The sequence below is a fragment of the Paracoccus binzhouensis genome (assembly GCF_016446475.1).
GTDB classification, from domain to species: domain Bacteria; phylum Pseudomonadota; class Alphaproteobacteria; order Rhodobacterales; family Rhodobacteraceae; genus Paracoccus; species Paracoccus binzhouensis.
Genome location: NZ_JAEHFP010000056.1, coordinates 1 through 15397, shown reverse-complemented (window position 1 = coordinate 15397; position 15397 = coordinate 1). Strand labels below are relative to the sequence as shown.

Here is a 15397-nt window from a genome sequence, read left to right as displayed (position 1 = left end):
TTTCGGGAGCAAAGAAATCACGCCGCCCCGGCCACCGTCGGGGTTTGAGTATTTTTAGAACGGTGGAAGCGCGGGGCTCAGGCGCTGGCGCCCAGTGGCCGGGTCGCGAGATAGAGCCAGTCGCGGGTGGCGTCCGGGACCAGCGGCGCGATCTTGTCGAAGACCTCGGCGTGATAGGCGTCGAGCCAGGCACGCTCGTCCTGCGACAGCAGCGCGGGCTCGATCAGCCGGCGGTCGATCGGGGCAAAGGTCAGGGTCTCGAAGCCCAGCATCTCGCGGCCGTCCGGGCTTTCGCGCGCCTCGACCACGATCAGGTTCTCGATGCGGATGCCGAAGGCGCCCTCGCGGTAATAGCCGGGCTCGTTCGACAGGATCATGCCCGGCTGCAGGGGAATGTCCGAGACGCGCGAGATCCGCACCGGCCCCTCATGCACCGACAGGCCGGCGCCGACGCCATGGCCGGTGCCGTGGTCGTAATCCATGCCCTCGGACCACAGCGGCGCGCGGGCCAGCGCGTCGATATGGCAGCCGGCCACACCCTTGGGGAACTGCAGCTGTGAGATGGCGATCATGCCCTGCAGTACCCGCGTATAGGGACGGCGCACCGCCGGATCGACCGGGCCCATCGGCAGGGTGCGGGTGATGTCGGTGGTGCCGTCCTTATATTGCCCGCCGGAATCGACCAGCAGCACATGGTTGGGCAGGATGCGCAGGTTGCTTTGCCGGTCGACATGGTAATGCGGGATCGCGGCATGCGGGCCGGTGGCCGCGATGGTGTCGAAGCTGATGTCGAGGATGCCGCGCGCGACGCGCAATTCCTCGAGCCTTTGCGCCACGTCGATCTCGCTCAGCGGCTCGGCGTCCAGATCCGGCGCGCGGCTGTCGAGCCAGCACAAGAGCTCCGTCACCGCCGCGCCGTCCTGCAGATGCGCGGCGCGCATGCCGGCGATCTCGGCCGGGTTCTTCTGCGCTTTCGGCAGGATCACCGGGTCGGGCGCCTCGGCGATGGGGGTGTTCATGCTCTCGATCAGCGAAAACACCCGGTCGGGGGCGCTGGCGGGATCGACCCGCACCGGGCCGGCGAGGTTGGTCAGCGCCGGGGTCAGCGCGTCCAGCGGCAGCACCGAGACTTCGTTGCCGAGTGCCGCCCGCACCTCGGCGCCGAACTTGGCCGGGTTGGTGAAGACGGCGACATGGCCGTTCTCCTCGATGATGGCGAAGCATTGCACCACCGGGTTCTTCGGCACGTCGGCGCCGCGGATGTTCAGGAGCCACGAGACCGAATCGGGCAGGGTCAGCACCGCCGCCTGCTGCCCGGCCTCGCGCAGCGCCTGGGCGATGCGGGTGCGCTTCTCGGCCGCGGTCTCGCCGGCGATCGCGTCGGGCCAGAGCCGCGCCGCGCCGACCGGCGGCTCGGGCTGGTCGGGCCAGATGGCATCGACCGGGTTCGTGTCGAGCGCGATCAGGGCGATGCCCGAGCCGGCCAGGCCCTTTTCCATCTCGCGGATCTCGCGCCGCGTGTGCAGCCAGGGGTCGTAGCCGATGCGCCCGCCTTCGGGCAGCGCCGTGCGCAGCCAGTCGGCGGGCCCGGTTTCCGGCCAGGGAACGGGCGTGAAATGCGCCGGATCGACCTCGGCCTTGACCTGCACGCGATAGCGGCCGTCGATGAACACCCCGGCGCGGTCGGGGGTGACGATGCAAAAGCCGGCGCTGCCGGTGAAGCCGGTCAGCCAGGCCAGCCGCGCATCGCGGGCCGCGACATATTCGCCCTGATGCGCATCGGCGCGCGGCACCAGGAAGCCGTCGATTTCGCGCGCCGCCAGTTCGCGGCGCAGCGCGACCAGCCGGGGCGGATGCGCGGCCGGGTCGGAATGGCTGTCGTAATTCTGGAACATGCTCGCCTCCGGGTCTTGTGCTGGTTGTCAGGCGCGGGCCAGCGCCGCGCTTGCGCCGGGCAGGGTGCGCGCGAGGCCGTCGGCAACGGCCTGGGCGCTGCGGCGGTGGTGGAAATCGGCGGCGACGCGGGCGCGGGACGCCTGCGCCAGCCGCCGCGCTTCCTCGGGATCGGCGTGCAGCCGGGCGATCTCCTCGGCCATGATCTCGGGCCGCTCGGGCGGCACCAGGATCGCGTCCCGGCCCGAGGTGATCAGCTCGTGATTGCCGCCGACATCGGTGACGACCACCGGCATCTCCATCGCCATCGCCTCCATGATCGCGACCGAGATGCCCTCGTTCAGGCTGGCCAGCGCAAAGACATGCGCGCGCTCCAACCCCTCGCGCACCCGATCCTCGCTGACCGCGCCCAGCAGCGTGACCGCGTCGCCGAGGCCCTTCCCGGCGATCAGCGCGTCGAGCTGGCGGTGATAGCCCGAGCCGCCCTGCTCGTCCTCGCCGGCGATCTCCAGCCGGGCGTCGATGCCCTGGGTGCGCAGCAGGGCGACTGTCTCGATCAGGTGGTCGTGGCCCTTGATCGCGTTCAGCCGGCCGCAGCTGAAGAGGCGCAGCGGCTCGCCCGGCGCAGGGGGCTGCCAGGGCGTCCGGCGCCGGATCTGGTCGAGGTCCACGCCCATCGGCGCCACGTTGATGACGGCGGGGCGGTCGGCGCCGATCTCGCGCTCGGCCACCTGCGTCAGCAATTGCGAGATGATGGTGGCGAAACGCGCATGGCGCCATTTCTGCCGCTGGTTCGGCCCGTAGCCCTCCAGCGTCGGCCCGTGCAGGGTCAGGCTGTAGCCCGGCCCGCCCAGCCGTTCCGCGAACATGGCGATATTGGCGCTGTCGGCGCAGCTGTGGACATGGACATGGTTCCAGCCCTGCTGACGGGCGATGCGCTTCAGCCGCGCGCCCATGGCCAGCAGCGCCAGCATCCGCAGCCGGCCCTTCACGCCCTGCGCCTCGGCGCTCAGCGCCGCGCCCAGGCCGCGCGCCCAGCCGGCGGGCCCCGAGCGCAGAAATTCCGCGACGATGCCGAAGCCCTCGCCGCCCAGCGGCATCAGGTAGCGGGTCCGGGCCTGCGCCTCGGCCGCCCAGGCGTGCGAGGCGACGGCGCGCGGCGGCGGCCGGGTCGAAACCAGCTCGGCCTCGATCCCCAGTTCCGCCAGCGCCTGGCGTTCGCGCCACAGGAAGATATGCGTCTGGCCCGGAAACTCGGGGATGAAAAAGCCGATCTTCAACACGTCAAAGCCCCTTGGCCTGCGAGGCTGAAAGCGGCCCCGGTCCGGCGAAATTGGTCGCACGGGATGCGGGGCAGATCAAGCAGCCGGAATGGACAGGCCTATCCCGCCCGGCGCTGGTTCATAGCGCGGGCGCGCTTCCTGGGATCGGCCTCGAACAGCGCTGCGAGCTGCTCGGTGATGGCGCCGGCCAGCTGCTCGGCATCGGTGATCGTCACCGCGCGCTGGTAATAGCGGGTCACGTCATGGCCGATGCCGATGGCCAGCAGTTCCACCTGCTTCTTGCGCTCGATCATCGCGATCACGTCGCGCAGGTGCTTTTCCAGGAAATTCGCCGGGTTGACCGACAGCGTCGAATCGTCCACCGGCGCCCCGTCCGAGATCACCATCAGGATGCGCCGCGCCTCGGGCCGCCGGGCCAGCCGACGATGCGCCCATTCCAGTGCCTCGCCGTCGATGTTTTCCTTGAGCAGCCCCTCTTTCATCATCAGGCCCAGGTTCGGCCGCACCCGCCGCCAGGGGGCATCGGCGCCCTTGTAGATGATATGGCGCAGGTCATTGAGCCGCCCCGGCTGCGCCGGCCGCCCGGCGGCCAGCCATTTCTCGCGGCTCTGGCCGCCCTTCCAGGCCCGGGTGGTAAAGCCCAGGATCTCGACCTTGACCTGGCTGCGTTCCAGCGTCCGCGCCAGCACGTCGGCGCAGATCGCGGCGATGGAAATCGGCCGGCCGCGCATCGAGCCGGAATTGTCCAGAAGCAGCGTCACCACGGTGTCGCGGAATTCGGTGTCCTTCTCGACCTTGAAGGACAAGGGCGTCGTCGGGTTCGCCACCACGCGGGCAAGGCGGCCGGCATCCAGCACGCCTTCCTCCTTGTCGAATTCCCAGCTGCGGTTCTGCTGCGCCTGCAGGCGGCGCTGCAGCTTGTTGGCCAGCCGGCTCACCGCGCCGCGCAGGGGCTCCAGCTGCTTGTCCAGATAGGCGCGCAGCCGCTCCAGCTCGGCCGGGTCGGCCAGATCCTCGGCGCGGATCTCCTCATCGAATTCCTGGGTATAGACCTTGTAGTCGGGGCTCGCCTCGCTGACCGGGGGCGGCAGGTCGGGGGGCGTTTCGGCCTCGGAGATCTCGGCCTCGTCCGCCAGCTCCTCGTCGGACTGGTCGTCCATGCTGACCTGGGCCTGGCGCTCCTCCTGCGTCTGGTCCTGGGTGCGTTCCGGGCTGGCCTCGGCGTCCTCGTCCTGGTTCTGGTCGCGGGACTGGTTGTCGCCGGCCTCCTCGTCCTGCTCGGCGTTTTCCTCGGCCTCGTCCTCCTGCGGCTCGTCGGGATCTTCGCCCAGCTGGTCGCCATAACCCAGGTCGGCGATCACCTTGCGGGCCAGCCGCGCAAAGGCGGCCTGGTCGGCGATCACCTGGCCCACGCCTTCCAGATCGGCGCCGGCCTGTTCCTCGACGAAGGGCCGCCACAGGTCCGCGACATGCTGCGCGGCCGGGGGCAGGGCGCGGCCCGTTGCCGCCTGCCGCACGATATAGCCCGCCGCGACGGCCAGAGGCGCATCGGCCGGGGCCTTGATCTGGCCGTAGCCCTTGCGCTCGGCCTCCTGTCCCAGCTTGGCGTCGATGTTCGACAGCGCGCCGGGCATGTCGCGCGCGCCCAGGGCCTCGCAGCGTGCGGTCTCCATCGCCTCGTAGAGGTCGCGCGCCATCGGTCCGGCGGGCGCGTATTTCGCATGGGTTCCGGCATCGTGGTGGCGCAGCTTCATCGCCAGGGCATCGGCGGTGCCGCGCGCCAGCAAGACCTCGTCGCGGGTCATGCGGCGGCTGACCTGCGGCAGGCGCATGGTGTCGCCCGCCACGCCGGAAGGGTCGGCGGTGAAGGTCACGTTCAGCTCGTGATCCTCGGCCAGGGCGCGGGTGGCCTCGGTCAGGGCCTTCTTGAACGGATCGGCGGGGTTGTCGGATTTTTTCATGGTCTATTTCTGGGCCAGTTCAGGCCGGCTGTCGAGAGGACTTGACGCGCCATGCCGTGCGCACATATTTACACACATGGGAATCCTTCGGAACAGCCGCGACATTCTGCGCCGTCTTGCGGAAGAAGGCTGGGAAGAGGTTTCGGTCCGGGGATCGCATCACAAGTTCCGCAAGGAAGGGCGCGTCGTGATCGTGCCGCACCCCAAAAAGGATTTACCCATTGGCACGGCCCGCAGCATCGCGCGCATGGCCGGCTGGCTGGAGGACAAGGAATGAAAACCTATCTGGCATTGGTCGAAAAAGATCCCGACAGCGCCTTTGGCATCCGTTTCCCGGACCTTCCGGGCTGCTTTTCTGCGGCCGATGACGAAAAAGACATCCTGCCGAACGCGGTCGAGGCGCTGGAGCTGTGGTTCGAGGATGCCCCGGACAGCCAGCCCCGCGCCTTGGGCGAAATCGCCGCCGAATGCGCGGCGGAGCTGACGGCTGGCGCCTTCCTGATCGCGGTGCCGCATATCCGTCGCACCACTCGGCAATGTCGGGTGAATGTCAGCATGGATGCCGGGACACTGGACGCGGTCGATACGGCTGCGGAGCGGCTGGGCCTGACCCGCTCGGGCTTTCTGGCGATGGCGGCCCTGAACGAGATCAAGGGCGGGCATTAGCCCGCCTTGACCGCCGCGCTTTCCGGCAGTTCCTCGTCGAACAGGCGCTGATAGAACTCGGCCACCGTCTGGCGCTCCAGCTCGTCGCATTTGTTCAGGAAGGTCAGCCGGAAGGCATAGCCCACGTTGTCGCCGAAGATGCGGGCGTTCTGCGCCCAGGCGATTACCGTGCGCGGCGACATCACCGTGGACAGGTCGCCCTGCATGAAGGCGGTGCGGGTCAGGTCGGCCAGCGTCACCATCTGGTTGATGATCTTGCGGCCCTTCTCGGTGTTGTAGGTCGGGTTCTTGGCCAGCACGATGGCGGCTTCGGCATCGTGGCTGAGGTAGTTCAGCGTCGAGACCAGCGACCAGCGGTCCATCTGGCCCTGGTTGATCTGCTGCGTGCCGTGATAGAGGCCCGTGGTGTCGCCCAGGCCCACGGTGTTCGCGGTGGCGAACAGGCGGAAATAGGGATTGGGCGTGATGACCTCGTTCTGGTCCAGCAGCGTCAGCTTGCCGTCGGCCTCCAGCACGCGCTGGATCACGAACATCACGTCCGCCCGGCCGGCGTCGTATTCGTCGAAGACGATGGCGGTCGGGTTGCGCAGGGCCCAGGGCAGGATGCCCTCGTGGAAGACCGTCACCTGCTTGCCGTCAACCAGCTTGATCGCGTCCTTGCCGATCAGGTCGATGCGGCTGACATGGCTGTCCAGGTTCACCCGCACGCAGGGCCAGTTCAGCCGCGCCGCCACCTGCTCGATATGGGTCGACTTGCCGGTGCCGTGATAGCCCTGGATCATCACCCGGCGATTGTAGGCAAAGCCCGCCAGGATCGCCAGCGTGGTGTCGGGGTCGAACTTGTAGGTCGGGTCGATGTCCGGCACCCGGTCGGACCGCTCGGCAAAGCCCTTGACCTTCATGTCGCTGTCGAGACCGAAGACCTCGCGCAGGTCGATTTCCTCGGTCGGTTTCGCGTTCTGATCCAGCATGGGGCGGCCCTTTCGATTGTTCCATGCTTGATGAATGATTCGGCAGACGGGTGCAAGCCGGCCGGGGCCGCGGAACCTTCGCCGCAGCCGCGAATTGCGCATGGGTGCGGCGCCGCCTAGAGTGCCGTGCGGGGAACATTGGGACAGGACGGATTGGCATGAGCGGATTGCTGGCGCTGCTGGATGACGTGGCGGGGATCGCCAAGATCGCGGCGGCTTCGGTCGACGACGTGGCCGGGCAGGCGGTCAAGGCCGGCGCCAAGGCGGCGGGGGCGGTGATCGACGACGCGGCGGTGACGCCGAAATACGTGCACGGCTTTTCCGCCGCGCGCGAGGTGCCGATCGTCTGGAAGATCGCCCGCGGCTCGCTGTTCAACAAGCTGGTGATCCTGCTGCCCATCGCGCTGCTGCTCTCGGCCTTCGCGCCCTGGCTCATCACGCCCCTGCTGATGATCGGCGGCGCCTATCTGTGCTTCGAGGGCGCCGAGAAGGTCTTCCACGCGCTTGCCCATGACCATGGCAACGATCCGCACCTGACCGTCACCGCCGAGGGCGGCGCCGGCCTCGAGGAAGAGCGGGTCCGGGGCGCCATCAAGACCGATTTCATCCTCTCGGCCGAGATCATGACCATCGCGCTGGCCACGATCCCGAACGGCGACGCGATCTGGATGAAGGCGCTGATCCTCGCGGTGGTGGCGGTGGGCATCACCGTCGCCGTCTACGGTTTCGTGGCGCTGATCGTGAAGGCCGACGATTTCGGCCTGCACCTGCACGAGCGCGGCGGCCCCAGCGCGGCGCTGGGGCGCGGCATCGTGCATGTCATGCCGGGCTTCATGAAGGTTCTGACCGTGGTCGGCACCGCGGCGATGATCTGGGTCGGCGGGCAGATCGTCGTGCACGGGCTGCATGTCCTGGGCCAGCACCAGCCCTATGAATGGATCCACCACATGGCCGAGGCGGCGGCCCATGCCCTGCCGGCCGCGCCGGGCCTTGCCGCCTGGGCGACCACCGCCTTCTTCGACGGCATCTTCGGCGTGATCCTGGGCATGATCCTGATCCCGGTCGCGCATTACCTCGTCTCGCCCGCCATCGGCGCCGTCAAGGGATTGTTCGGCGCGCGGGCCTAAGGCGGCGCGTCTTGCCGTCGGCCGGCGGGCGGGACTATGAACTGCCATACCAATTCAGCAGGAGGTGCCATGCCGATTCCCGCCGCCGCCGCCGAGGCGCTCGCCGCGCTGCTCGGTCCCCGCTTCTCGACCAGCGCCGCCGACCGCGATCTGCATGGCCAGTCCGAATCCTATCACCGCACCCCGCCGCCCGATGCCGTGGCCTGGCCCGAGACGACGGACGAGGTCGCGCAGGTCGCGGCGATCTGCCACGCCCACCGCGTGCCGCTGATCGGCTGGGGCACCGGCACCTCGCTCGAGGCGCAGGCGATGGCGACGCAGGGCGGGCTGGTCATCGACATGCTGCGCATGGACCGGGTGCTGGATATCCGGGCCGAGGACATGCAGGTCAGCGTCCAGCCCGGCTGCACGCGCGAGGCGCTGAATACCGAGCTGCGCGCCACCGGCCTGTTCTTCCCGGTCGATCCCGGCGCCAATGCCAGCCTGGGCGGCATGGCGGCGACGCGGGCCTCGGGGACCACCGCCGTGCGCTACGGCACCATGCGCGAGAACGTGCTGGCGCTTGAGGTGGTGCTGGCCGACGGCCGGGTGATCCGCACCGGCACGCGGGCGGCGAAATCCAGCGCCGGCTATGACCTGACCAGCCTGTTCGTCGGCTCCGAGGGCACGCTCGGCATCATCACCGAGCTGACCCTGCGCCTGCACGGCCAGCCCGAGGAGGTGGCGGCGGCGGTCTGCGGCTTCCCGACGCTGGAGCAGGCGGTGGAATGCGTCACCGCGACCATCCAGGCGGGCATTCCCATGGCGCGGATCGAGTTCATCGACGCCGATGTGGTGCGCGCCTTCAACACCTTCGCCGGCACCCATATGCACGAGGGGCCGCATCTGATGGTCGAGTTCCACGGCTCGCCCGCCTCGGTCAAGGGCGATGCCGAGGCCTTCGGCGCGCTGGCCGAAGACTTCGGCGGCACCGGCTTCGACTGGGCCACCACGCCCGAGGCCCGCGCCGCGCTGTGGAAGATGCGCCACAACGCCTATCGCTCCTGCCTGGCGCTGCGGCCGGGGGCGACGGCGGTGGTGACGGATGTCTGCGTGCCGATGTCGCACCTGCCCGCGGCGGTGGCGGCGGCGGCCGAGGACATCCGCGCCGAGGGGCTGCTGGGCCCGATGGTCGGCCATGTCGGCGACGGCAATTTCCATGCCCAGATCCTGGTCATGCCCGGCGACGCGGCGGAACTCGCCGCCGCCAAGCGCGTCGCCACCCGCATGGCCGAGCGCGCCATCGCCGTCGGCGGCACCATCACCGGCGAACATGGTGTGGGCATCGGCAAGCGGCCGCTGATGCGCGCCCAGCACGGCGAGGCGGTCTCGGTCATGGCGGCGATCAAGCAGGCGCTCGACCCCGAATGCATCCTGAACCCCGGCAAGCTGGTGCCCGAGGTGAACTGAGCCCGTGAACTGACCCCCGCGGCCCGCCGCGGCCTTAGAGGCAGCCTTCCAGCAGCGTCTCGAGCTCGGCGGCGTCGCGGCGATAGCGGGCCATGCTGCGCTGCATCGTGGCCTGGAAGGTCGCCTTGGTCGCCATCAGGCTGCCCGAGGTCTGCAGCCGCCGGTTGAAGGCCGCTTCCAGCTCGCGGTTGTAGCTGGCCATCGCCTTGGCGATCTGCGCCGCGGCCCCCACCTGCTTGGAGGCCGGGGTGTCCGCCGCATCGGCCGTGCGCTGGATCAGCCCCGCGGCCATCTCGACCCCGGCCTCGGCGGTGCGGGCATTGGCGGCGCTGCGGCCCTGCGCGCCGGTGATGTTGTCGATGCTGGACCAGCCGCCCAGGCCCAGGTCGGCCGTGCCCTTGGCATAGGCCGCGCCCGCGCCCTTGGCCGGCGTGTGAGCCAGCGCCCGCTGCGCCAGGGTGCGCGCGAACTCGGTCCCCGAGACCGAGCCGTCCAGCACCCCCGCCGCACCGATATTGACATCGCTGATGGTCTGCGTGGCATCGGCCAGCGCCCGCGCCGCGTCCCCGGCCTTGTGGCCGGTCAGCTGCATGATCGCCGCCCCCAGGTCCAGCGAGGCCAGCGCGGTCTTGTGGATCAGGTCGATCACCAGCCAGACCCGGCCCTCGTCGTTCAGCCGGTCCAGCTCCAGCGTCATCTCGCGATATTCCCGCTCGGCCGCGGCGATGAGGTTGCGCAGATTGGCCAGCTTGGCGCGGTTGTCGCGGCATTGCGCCGGCGGCAGCACCCTGTTGCGCCGCATCGCGTCTCCGGGGCTGAGGATGGTCTTGCGCGCCACCGGGCTGTGCTGGGGATTCTGGCGGTTGTTGGGCAGGAAACCTGTCATCTTCACCTCCGTTGCCGGCCTTGCCCCGCAGGTTAGCCGGCGGGGCGGGGCAAGTCGATGGGCAGTTCTGCGCATGATCGCCGCCCATGGACGCCCGGCCTAGACCTTGTCCGGCAAGGAGGACGCGGCATGGACCGTTTCACCGGCGGCTGCCTGTGCGGCAGCCTGCGGATCGTGGCCTCGGGGCGGCCCTATCGGGTCGGCCTTTGCCATTGCCTCGATTGCCGCAAGCATCACGGGGCGCTGTTCCACGCCTCGGCGATCTTCCCGCGCGAGGCGGTGGTGATCGAGGGCGAGGCGCGCGGCTATGCCGGGCGGTTCTTCTGCCCGCGCTCCGGCTCGCCGGTCTTTTCCCGCAGCGGCGACGAGGTCGAGGTGAACCTGGGTTCGCTCGACGCGCCCGACCGGCTGGTGCCGAGCTATGAGCTGTGGACGATCCGCCGCGAGTCCTGGCTGCCGCCCTTTCCGCTGGCCCGGCGCTATCCGCGCGACCGCGACGCGACCAGCCGCTTCGAGGAATAGCGCGGCCCCGCGCATCCCGCAAAAACCGTCCCGCGTGGCTTCCCCCCGCGGCGCGGCTGGCTTAATCAGGCGCAGGCAAGGCGACGGACACGAGGGCGCGACGGATGAACTGGGACCCCGAGGGCAAACCCCGCAAACCCGATTTCCTGGGCATCGGCGCGCAAAAGGCCGGCACAACCTGGCTGTCGCAGATGCTGGGCCAGCATCCCGCGGTCTGGACCCCGCCCTTCAAGGAGGTGCAGTTCTTCAACCACCGCTTCATCGAGGAGCACCGCAAATGGCTGCCCTGGCACTATCGCCGCGGCCGCCAGACCATCGAGAAGCGCTGGACCGCCCGCCGCGAGGAGATGCCGCGCGACATGGCGCGCTATCTGGACCGGATCACCAGCGGCACGATGTTCACCAACCATTGGTACAAGCAGGTCTTCGCCCCGGCGCCCGCCGGCACGCATCCGATCGACGTGACCCCGGAATATTCGACCCTGCCGCCGGAGGGCGTGGAATTCGTGGCGAAATTCCTGCCGCAGGCGAAATTCGTCTATATCATCCGCCATCCGGTGGACCGGGCCATCTCGCAGCTGAAGATGAACCTGACCCGCGCCCGCCGCAAGCCGAAGACGGTCGAGGCCTGGCTGGCAGAGGTCGAGGATCCGGTGCTGATGGATCGCGGCGACTACATGAGCTACGTCCCGCGCTGGAACGCGCATTTCGGCCCCGAGCGGCTGCTCTACATGCCCTTCGGCATGATCGCCCGCGACCCGCTGGGCTTCCTGCGCCGGGTCGAGGACTTCCTGGGCCTGCCGCCGCATGACTATCGCGACATCGGCAAGAAGGTCTTCGCCTCGGACAGCGCGCTTTCGGTGCCGGACAAGGCCCGCGCCCGCCTGCGCGAGAAGCTGGAGCCGCAATTCGAGTTCCTCGACCGCACCTTCGGACCGGATTTCACCAAGGCTTTCCGCTGAGCCTTCCCCTTTCGCCGCCGCTCGACTACATAGCGCGCAGCTTCGCACGAGTTACAGCAAACGGGGAAAGATCATGGCCTCCTACCAGTATGTCTATCACATGGACGGGGTGTCCAAGACCTATCCGGGCGGCAAGAAGACCTTCGAGAACATCCGCCTGAACTTCCTGCCCGGCGTCAAGATCGGCGTCGTCGGCGTCAACGGCGCCGGCAAGTCGACGCTGCTGCGCATCATGGCCGGCATCGACAAGGATTTTTCCGGCGAGGCCTGGGCCGCCAAGGGCGCGACCGTGGGCTACCTGCCGCAGGAGCCGCAGCTGGACCCGGCCCTGAACGTGCGCGGCAACGTCATGGAGGGCGTCAAGGCCAAGCAGGCCAAGCTCGACCGCTACAACGAGCTGGCCATGAACTACTCGGACGAGACCGCCGAGGAGATGGCGAAGCTGCAGGACGAGATCGACGCCGAGAACCTCTGGGACCTCGACAGCCAGATCGACGTGGCGATGGAGGCCCTGCGCTGCCCGCCGGACGATGCCGACGTCGAAAGCCTGTCGGGCGGCGAACGCCGCCGCGTGGCGCTGTGCAAGCTGCTGCTGGAACAGCCCGACATGCTGCTGCTGGACGAACCGACCAACCACCTGGACGCCGAGACCATCGCCTGGCTGCAAAAGCACCTGATCGAATATCCCGGCACCATCCTGATCGTCACCCACGACCGCTATTTCCTGGACGACATCACCGGCTGGATCCTGGAGCTGGATCGCGGCCGCGGCATCCCCTACGAGGGCAACTATTCCGCCTGGCTGGAGCAGAAGGCCAAGCGGCTGGAGCAGGAAGCGCGCGAGGACAAGGCCAAGCAGAAGACGCTGGAGCGCGAGCTGGAATGGATCCGCGCCGGCGCCAAGGCGCGGCAGGCCAAGCAGAAGGCCCGGATTAACGCCTATAACGAGCTCGCCAGCCAGTCCGAGCGCGAGAAGCTGTCGAACGCCCAGATCATCATCCCCAACGGCGAGCGGCTGGGCAACAAGGTGATCGAGGTCGATGGCCTGAAGAAGGCCATGGGCGACAAGCTGCTGATCGAGGACCTGACCTTCTCGCTGCCGCCGGGGGGCATCGTTGGCGTGATCGGCCCGAACGGCGCCGGCAAGTCGACGCTGTTCAAGATGCTGACCGGGCAGGAAAAGCCCGATGCCGGCGAGATCAGCTATGGCGACACGGTGAAACTGTCCTATGTCGACCAGTCGCGGGACGCGCTGGACCCGAACAAGACCGTCTGGGAGGAGATCTCGGGCGGCGCCGAGCAGATCGAGCTGGGCGACGCGACGATGAACAGCCGCGCCTATTGCAGCGCCTTCAACTTCAAGGGCGGCGACCAGCAGAAGAAGGTCGGGCTGCTCTCGGGCGGCGAGCGCAACCGGGTACACATGGCCAAGCTCTTGAAGTCGGGCGGCAACGTGCTGCTTCTGGACGAACCGACCAACGACCTGGACGTGGAAACGCTGCAGGCGCTCGAGGCGGCGCTGGAGGATTTCGCCGGCTGCGCGGTCATCATCTCGCACGACCGCTTCTTCCTCGACCGGCTTTGCACGCATATCCTGGCCTTCGAGGGCGACGCCCATGTCGAATGGTTCGAGGGCAATTTCGAGGATTACGAGGCCGACAAGGTCCGCCGCCTGGGCCCGGATTCGATCGAGCCGAAGCGGGTGAAATACAAGAAGTTCACGCGCTGAGAGTATATCCATACCAATAATAAAAAGGTAGCAGCCTCACTGCTGCCTTTTTATTATTGGCCAGCGGTTCGGGATGTGCTTTTCTGCTTGCGGGTGGGCGAATTGCGTTTCTGCGCGGCTTTGGTGTCCGTCTCGACTTCTGGAGGGGGTATGAGAGACGCTGCCGGCTTGTCGTTGAGTGTTATGTCTTCATCAAGGGGTGGCGCCATCTTGGTCATGGAGTTGGATGTCACAACCGTATCGAATTTGCAAAGCGCCAAGCCTTCATCTGTAAGGTAGTCGAAATGGCGCCCATAAATACGCTGAATTTCCTGAGGTGATGCTTTCCGCATGCCGCGTTTGCGCAGCGTCTCGGGCGCATGGCGTGGTGTATCGTTGTCGCCACGATGCGTGACGATATTGGGGAAATGCGGGTCAGTCACCGCCGTCATACGTAGCGGAATCTGATAATGTCCGAAATCAAAAACAGTTCTTCCTGCACTGCGCACGGCAGCACCTGCGCTAAAGAACGGGCTATACCAATCGTAAATGCCTTCGGTCGGGCCATCGGTGATGCAGTAAAATTGTTGCGAGAAGCTGATGCCAAAATTACCATTGCGCCACATTCCGGCTGCGTGGCGTCGGAGGCGACGAATGTACTCCTCGGAAACGCAATCGTCATCATCCAACCGGAATTGCACGGTATCGGGCAGTGACCAGCCTTTCTCCCCAGCTATCATGCGAATTGCGTCGGAAATGTGCATCGGAGGGACGAAACGCAGGATGACGCGCTTCTCTGTTGCGCAGATTTGGGCCAGCCGATCACCATACCGGTCTGGTATCCGGTCTGAAGATATGACGAGGAAGATGAAGTTCGGGTCGGTCTGGTGGGTCAGTGAGCGCAGGGTCAGGTGCTCGAAGGTAGCAAGCCTTGCCTCCAGACGCTGGGGATCAAAAAGCTCTTTGGCTTTCTGTGCATAAATCGCTTCGAGCGCTTCCTCCGGTTGGTTGCGATATGCTTTCCAGTCACCCCTTCCCAGCATCGAAAACCGGCATATGCCGACGATATTGATGTCACGCTCCTTGACCAAAGTTCGTTCCCCTTGGCTGCTTGGTGGCACTTTGTAGAATCTTGAAAAAGTAAATACCATATTGTCTAGCGATCGACCACCCTTGGCGTGCGCACCAAAGGAACCTTGGCGCGTTTGCTGGCCTCTTCGACGCTGTCTGCAACTTCCTGATCGGTTGGGATCTCCCAGGCATTGGCGCTATCAATAAATCCGCTTTTCACCAGTTCGAGAGAAAGTTTCTCATGGTTAATTTCGCCCCAGCTCAAATGGTTGGATTTTTCTTGAAGCGGTTCCATCCAGTTTGCGACCAAGGCATCTATTACTTGAGGCTCTCGCTCTGTCATTCCGGCAATTTGAGCCGCAATGGATTCATGCGCGCTATTGTCTCGGCGCAAAATGAATCCAATATTTTTTGACGGATTTGCGGCCAATCCCACGATATGAAAAGCGGAACTGTCAACGCCAAGAATATGGCTTGCTGATTTGTAGTAACGAAGTTGATCGGTCAATGTCATTTTCTCGGGGTGCATGATCTCGTAGCCGTTGCGGATCATGTTCCGTTCCATCACCGTCTCAGCAAGAATGCCACCACGGCCATTGAACTTGGTTCGTGATATGTAGATTTTTCTGGGACCGTCGTCTGGCAGCCGTTCAGCAAGCGTGCGCATGGATTTGCGAAATTCGGGTGTGCCCTTGGCGATCTGCCCCAATCCAAAGCCTTGCCCGGGAACGTAAAGCTCTTCAACGGCAATCGGCTCGCGGGCGATGGTCACACTCGACTTGAGACCAAGAAGATTCCAGAACTCGCATTGATCCCACATTCTCCAAGTAAGTCGCTGATTTCGCTGTCGTAATCGTGATATTTCGCATATAAATCATGGCGTTGACGGCTGCGAGGG

14 protein-coding genes are annotated in these 15397 nt (G+C 66.5%); 7 read left to right on the top strand and 7 right to left on the bottom strand.

Features of this window, described 5'->3' with window-relative positions:
• Positions 1-77: 77 nt before the first annotated feature.
• From I9P22_RS13600 to cobT, 3 genes are all read right to left on the bottom strand, one after another.
• Positions 78-1895, bottom strand: a complete 1818-nt coding sequence (locus tag I9P22_RS13600) for an aminopeptidase P family protein (protein WP_199260019.1) — start codon at positions 1893-1895, stop codon at positions 78-80.
• A 27-nt stretch (positions 1896-1922) separates the two neighbouring features.
• Positions 1923-3176, bottom strand: a complete 1254-nt coding sequence (gene epsE / locus I9P22_RS13595) for an exopolysaccharide biosynthesis GT4 family glycosyltransferase EpsE (protein ID WP_199260018.1) — start codon at positions 3174-3176, stop codon at positions 1923-1925.
• A gap of 98 nt (positions 3177-3274) precedes the next feature.
• A complete protein-coding gene (cobT, locus tag I9P22_RS13590) occupies positions 3275-5137 on the bottom strand; it encodes a cobaltochelatase subunit CobT (RefSeq protein WP_199260017.1) in 1863 nt (620 codons plus the stop codon).
• On the opposite strand from cobT, the gene I9P22_RS13585 reads away from it, so the two are divergent.
• Together I9P22_RS13585 and I9P22_RS13580 are read left to right on the top strand one after the other, a co-directional pair.
• Entirely contained in the window at positions 5136-5414 is a 279-nt protein-coding gene (locus tag I9P22_RS13585) for a type II toxin-antitoxin system HicA family toxin (RefSeq protein WP_233253388.1), read from the top strand. The genes cobT and I9P22_RS13585 overlap by 2 nt on opposite strands.
• A complete protein-coding gene (locus I9P22_RS13580; protein WP_199260016.1) occupies positions 5411-5803 on the top strand; it encodes a type II toxin-antitoxin system HicB family antitoxin in 393 nt (130 codons plus the stop codon). Before I9P22_RS13585 ends, I9P22_RS13580 begins: the two co-directional genes overlap by 4 nt.
• On the opposite strand, the gene cobS is transcribed toward I9P22_RS13580, so the two are convergent.
• Positions 5800-6774 carry a cobaltochelatase subunit CobS gene (gene cobS, locus I9P22_RS13575; protein ID WP_199260015.1) on the bottom strand — a complete coding sequence of 325 codons (975 nt, stop codon included), beginning with the start codon at positions 6772-6774 and terminating at the stop codon, positions 5800-5802. The two genes, I9P22_RS13580 and cobS, sit on opposite strands and share 4 nt — an antisense overlap.
• Positions 6775-6932: 158 nt before the next feature.
• Here cobS and I9P22_RS13570 point away from each other — a divergent pair, with 158 nt between their 5' ends.
• Together I9P22_RS13570 and I9P22_RS13565 are read left to right on the top strand one after the other, a co-directional pair.
• A complete protein-coding gene (locus tag I9P22_RS13570; RefSeq protein WP_199260014.1) occupies positions 6933-7901 on the top strand; it encodes a DUF808 domain-containing protein in 969 nt (322 codons plus the stop codon).
• A gap of 69 nt (positions 7902-7970) precedes the next feature.
• A complete protein-coding gene (locus tag I9P22_RS13565) occupies positions 7971-9350 on the top strand; it encodes an FAD-binding oxidoreductase (protein WP_199260013.1) in 1380 nt (459 codons plus the stop codon).
• Positions 9351-9384: 34 nt separating this feature from the next.
• Here I9P22_RS13565 and I9P22_RS13560 read toward each other — a convergent pair whose 3' ends face one another.
• Positions 9385-10236 (bottom strand): hypothetical protein, encoded by an 852-nt coding sequence (locus tag I9P22_RS13560; RefSeq protein WP_199260012.1) that lies wholly within the window; start codon positions 10234-10236, stop codon positions 9385-9387.
• Positions 10237-10365: 129 nt separating this feature from the next.
• Between I9P22_RS13560 and I9P22_RS13555 the strand changes: the two genes are divergently transcribed.
• The 3 genes from I9P22_RS13555 to ettA all read left to right on the top strand — a co-directional run bounded on the left by I9P22_RS13555 (position 10366) and on the right by ettA (position 13449).
• Positions 10366-10758, top strand: coding sequence for a GFA family protein (locus I9P22_RS13555; RefSeq protein WP_199260011.1), 393 nt, complete (start codon positions 10366-10368; stop codon positions 10756-10758).
• Positions 10759-10862: 104 nt separating this feature from the next.
• Positions 10863-11720 carry a sulfotransferase family protein gene (locus I9P22_RS13550; RefSeq protein WP_199260010.1) on the top strand — a complete coding sequence of 286 codons (858 nt, stop codon included), beginning with the start codon at positions 10863-10865 and terminating at the stop codon, positions 11718-11720.
• A gap of 73 nt (positions 11721-11793) precedes the next feature.
• Positions 11794-13449 carry an energy-dependent translational throttle protein EttA gene (gene ettA, locus I9P22_RS13545; RefSeq protein WP_199260009.1) on the top strand — a complete coding sequence of 552 codons (1656 nt, stop codon included), beginning with the start codon at positions 11794-11796 and terminating at the stop codon, positions 13447-13449.
• Positions 13450-13502: 53 nt separating this feature from the next.
• Here the strand turns inward: ettA and I9P22_RS13540 are convergent, their stop codons facing one another.
• The gene (locus I9P22_RS13540) at positions 13503-14519 is read right to left on the bottom strand and encodes a putative rhamnosyl transferase (protein WP_199260008.1); all 1017 of its coding nucleotides are present in this window, start codon (positions 14517-14519) and stop codon (positions 13503-13505) included.
• Positions 14520-14584: 65 nt separating this feature from the next.
• Positions 14585-15319, bottom strand: a complete 735-nt coding sequence (locus tag I9P22_RS13535; protein ID WP_233253387.1) for a glycosyltransferase 61 family protein — start codon at positions 15317-15319, stop codon at positions 14585-14587.
• Positions 15320-15397 lie beyond the last annotated feature (78 nt).

Coding starts and splice junctions, on each gene's coding strand:
- I9P22_RS13555 (WP_199260011.1), top strand. CDS start 10,366: ATGGACCGTTTCACCGGCGGCTGCCTGTGCGGCAGCCTGCGGATCGTG.
- ettA (WP_199260009.1), top strand. CDS start 11,794: ATGGCCTCCTACCAGTATGTCTATCACATGGACGGGGTGTCCAAGACC.
- cobT (WP_199260017.1), bottom strand. CDS start 5,137: ATGAAAAAATCCGACAACCCCGCCGATCCGTTCAAGAAGGCCCTGACC.
- I9P22_RS13550 (WP_199260010.1), top strand. CDS start 10,863: ATGAACTGGGACCCCGAGGGCAAACCCCGCAAACCCGATTTCCTGGGC.
- I9P22_RS13570 (WP_199260014.1), top strand. CDS start 6,933: ATGAGCGGATTGCTGGCGCTGCTGGATGACGTGGCGGGGATCGCCAAG.
- I9P22_RS13560 (WP_199260012.1), bottom strand. CDS start 10,236: ATGACAGGTTTCCTGCCCAACAACCGCCAGAATCCCCAGCACAGCCCG.
- I9P22_RS13585 (WP_233253388.1), top strand. CDS start 5,136: ATGGTCTATTTCTGGGCCAGTTCAGGCCGGCTGTCGAGAGGACTTGAC.
- I9P22_RS13535 (WP_233253387.1), bottom strand. CDS start 15,319: ATGTGGGATCAATGCGAGTTCTGGAATCTTCTTGGTCTCAAGTCGAGT.
- I9P22_RS13600 (WP_199260019.1), bottom strand. CDS start 1,895: ATGTTCCAGAATTACGACAGCCATTCCGACCCGGCCGCGCATCCGCCC.
- cobS (WP_199260015.1), bottom strand. CDS start 6,774: ATGCTGGATCAGAACGCGAAACCGACCGAGGAAATCGACCTGCGCGAG.
- I9P22_RS13565 (WP_199260013.1), top strand. CDS start 7,971: ATGCCGATTCCCGCCGCCGCCGCCGAGGCGCTCGCCGCGCTGCTCGGT.
- I9P22_RS13580 (WP_199260016.1), top strand. CDS start 5,411: ATGAAAACCTATCTGGCATTGGTCGAAAAAGATCCCGACAGCGCCTTT.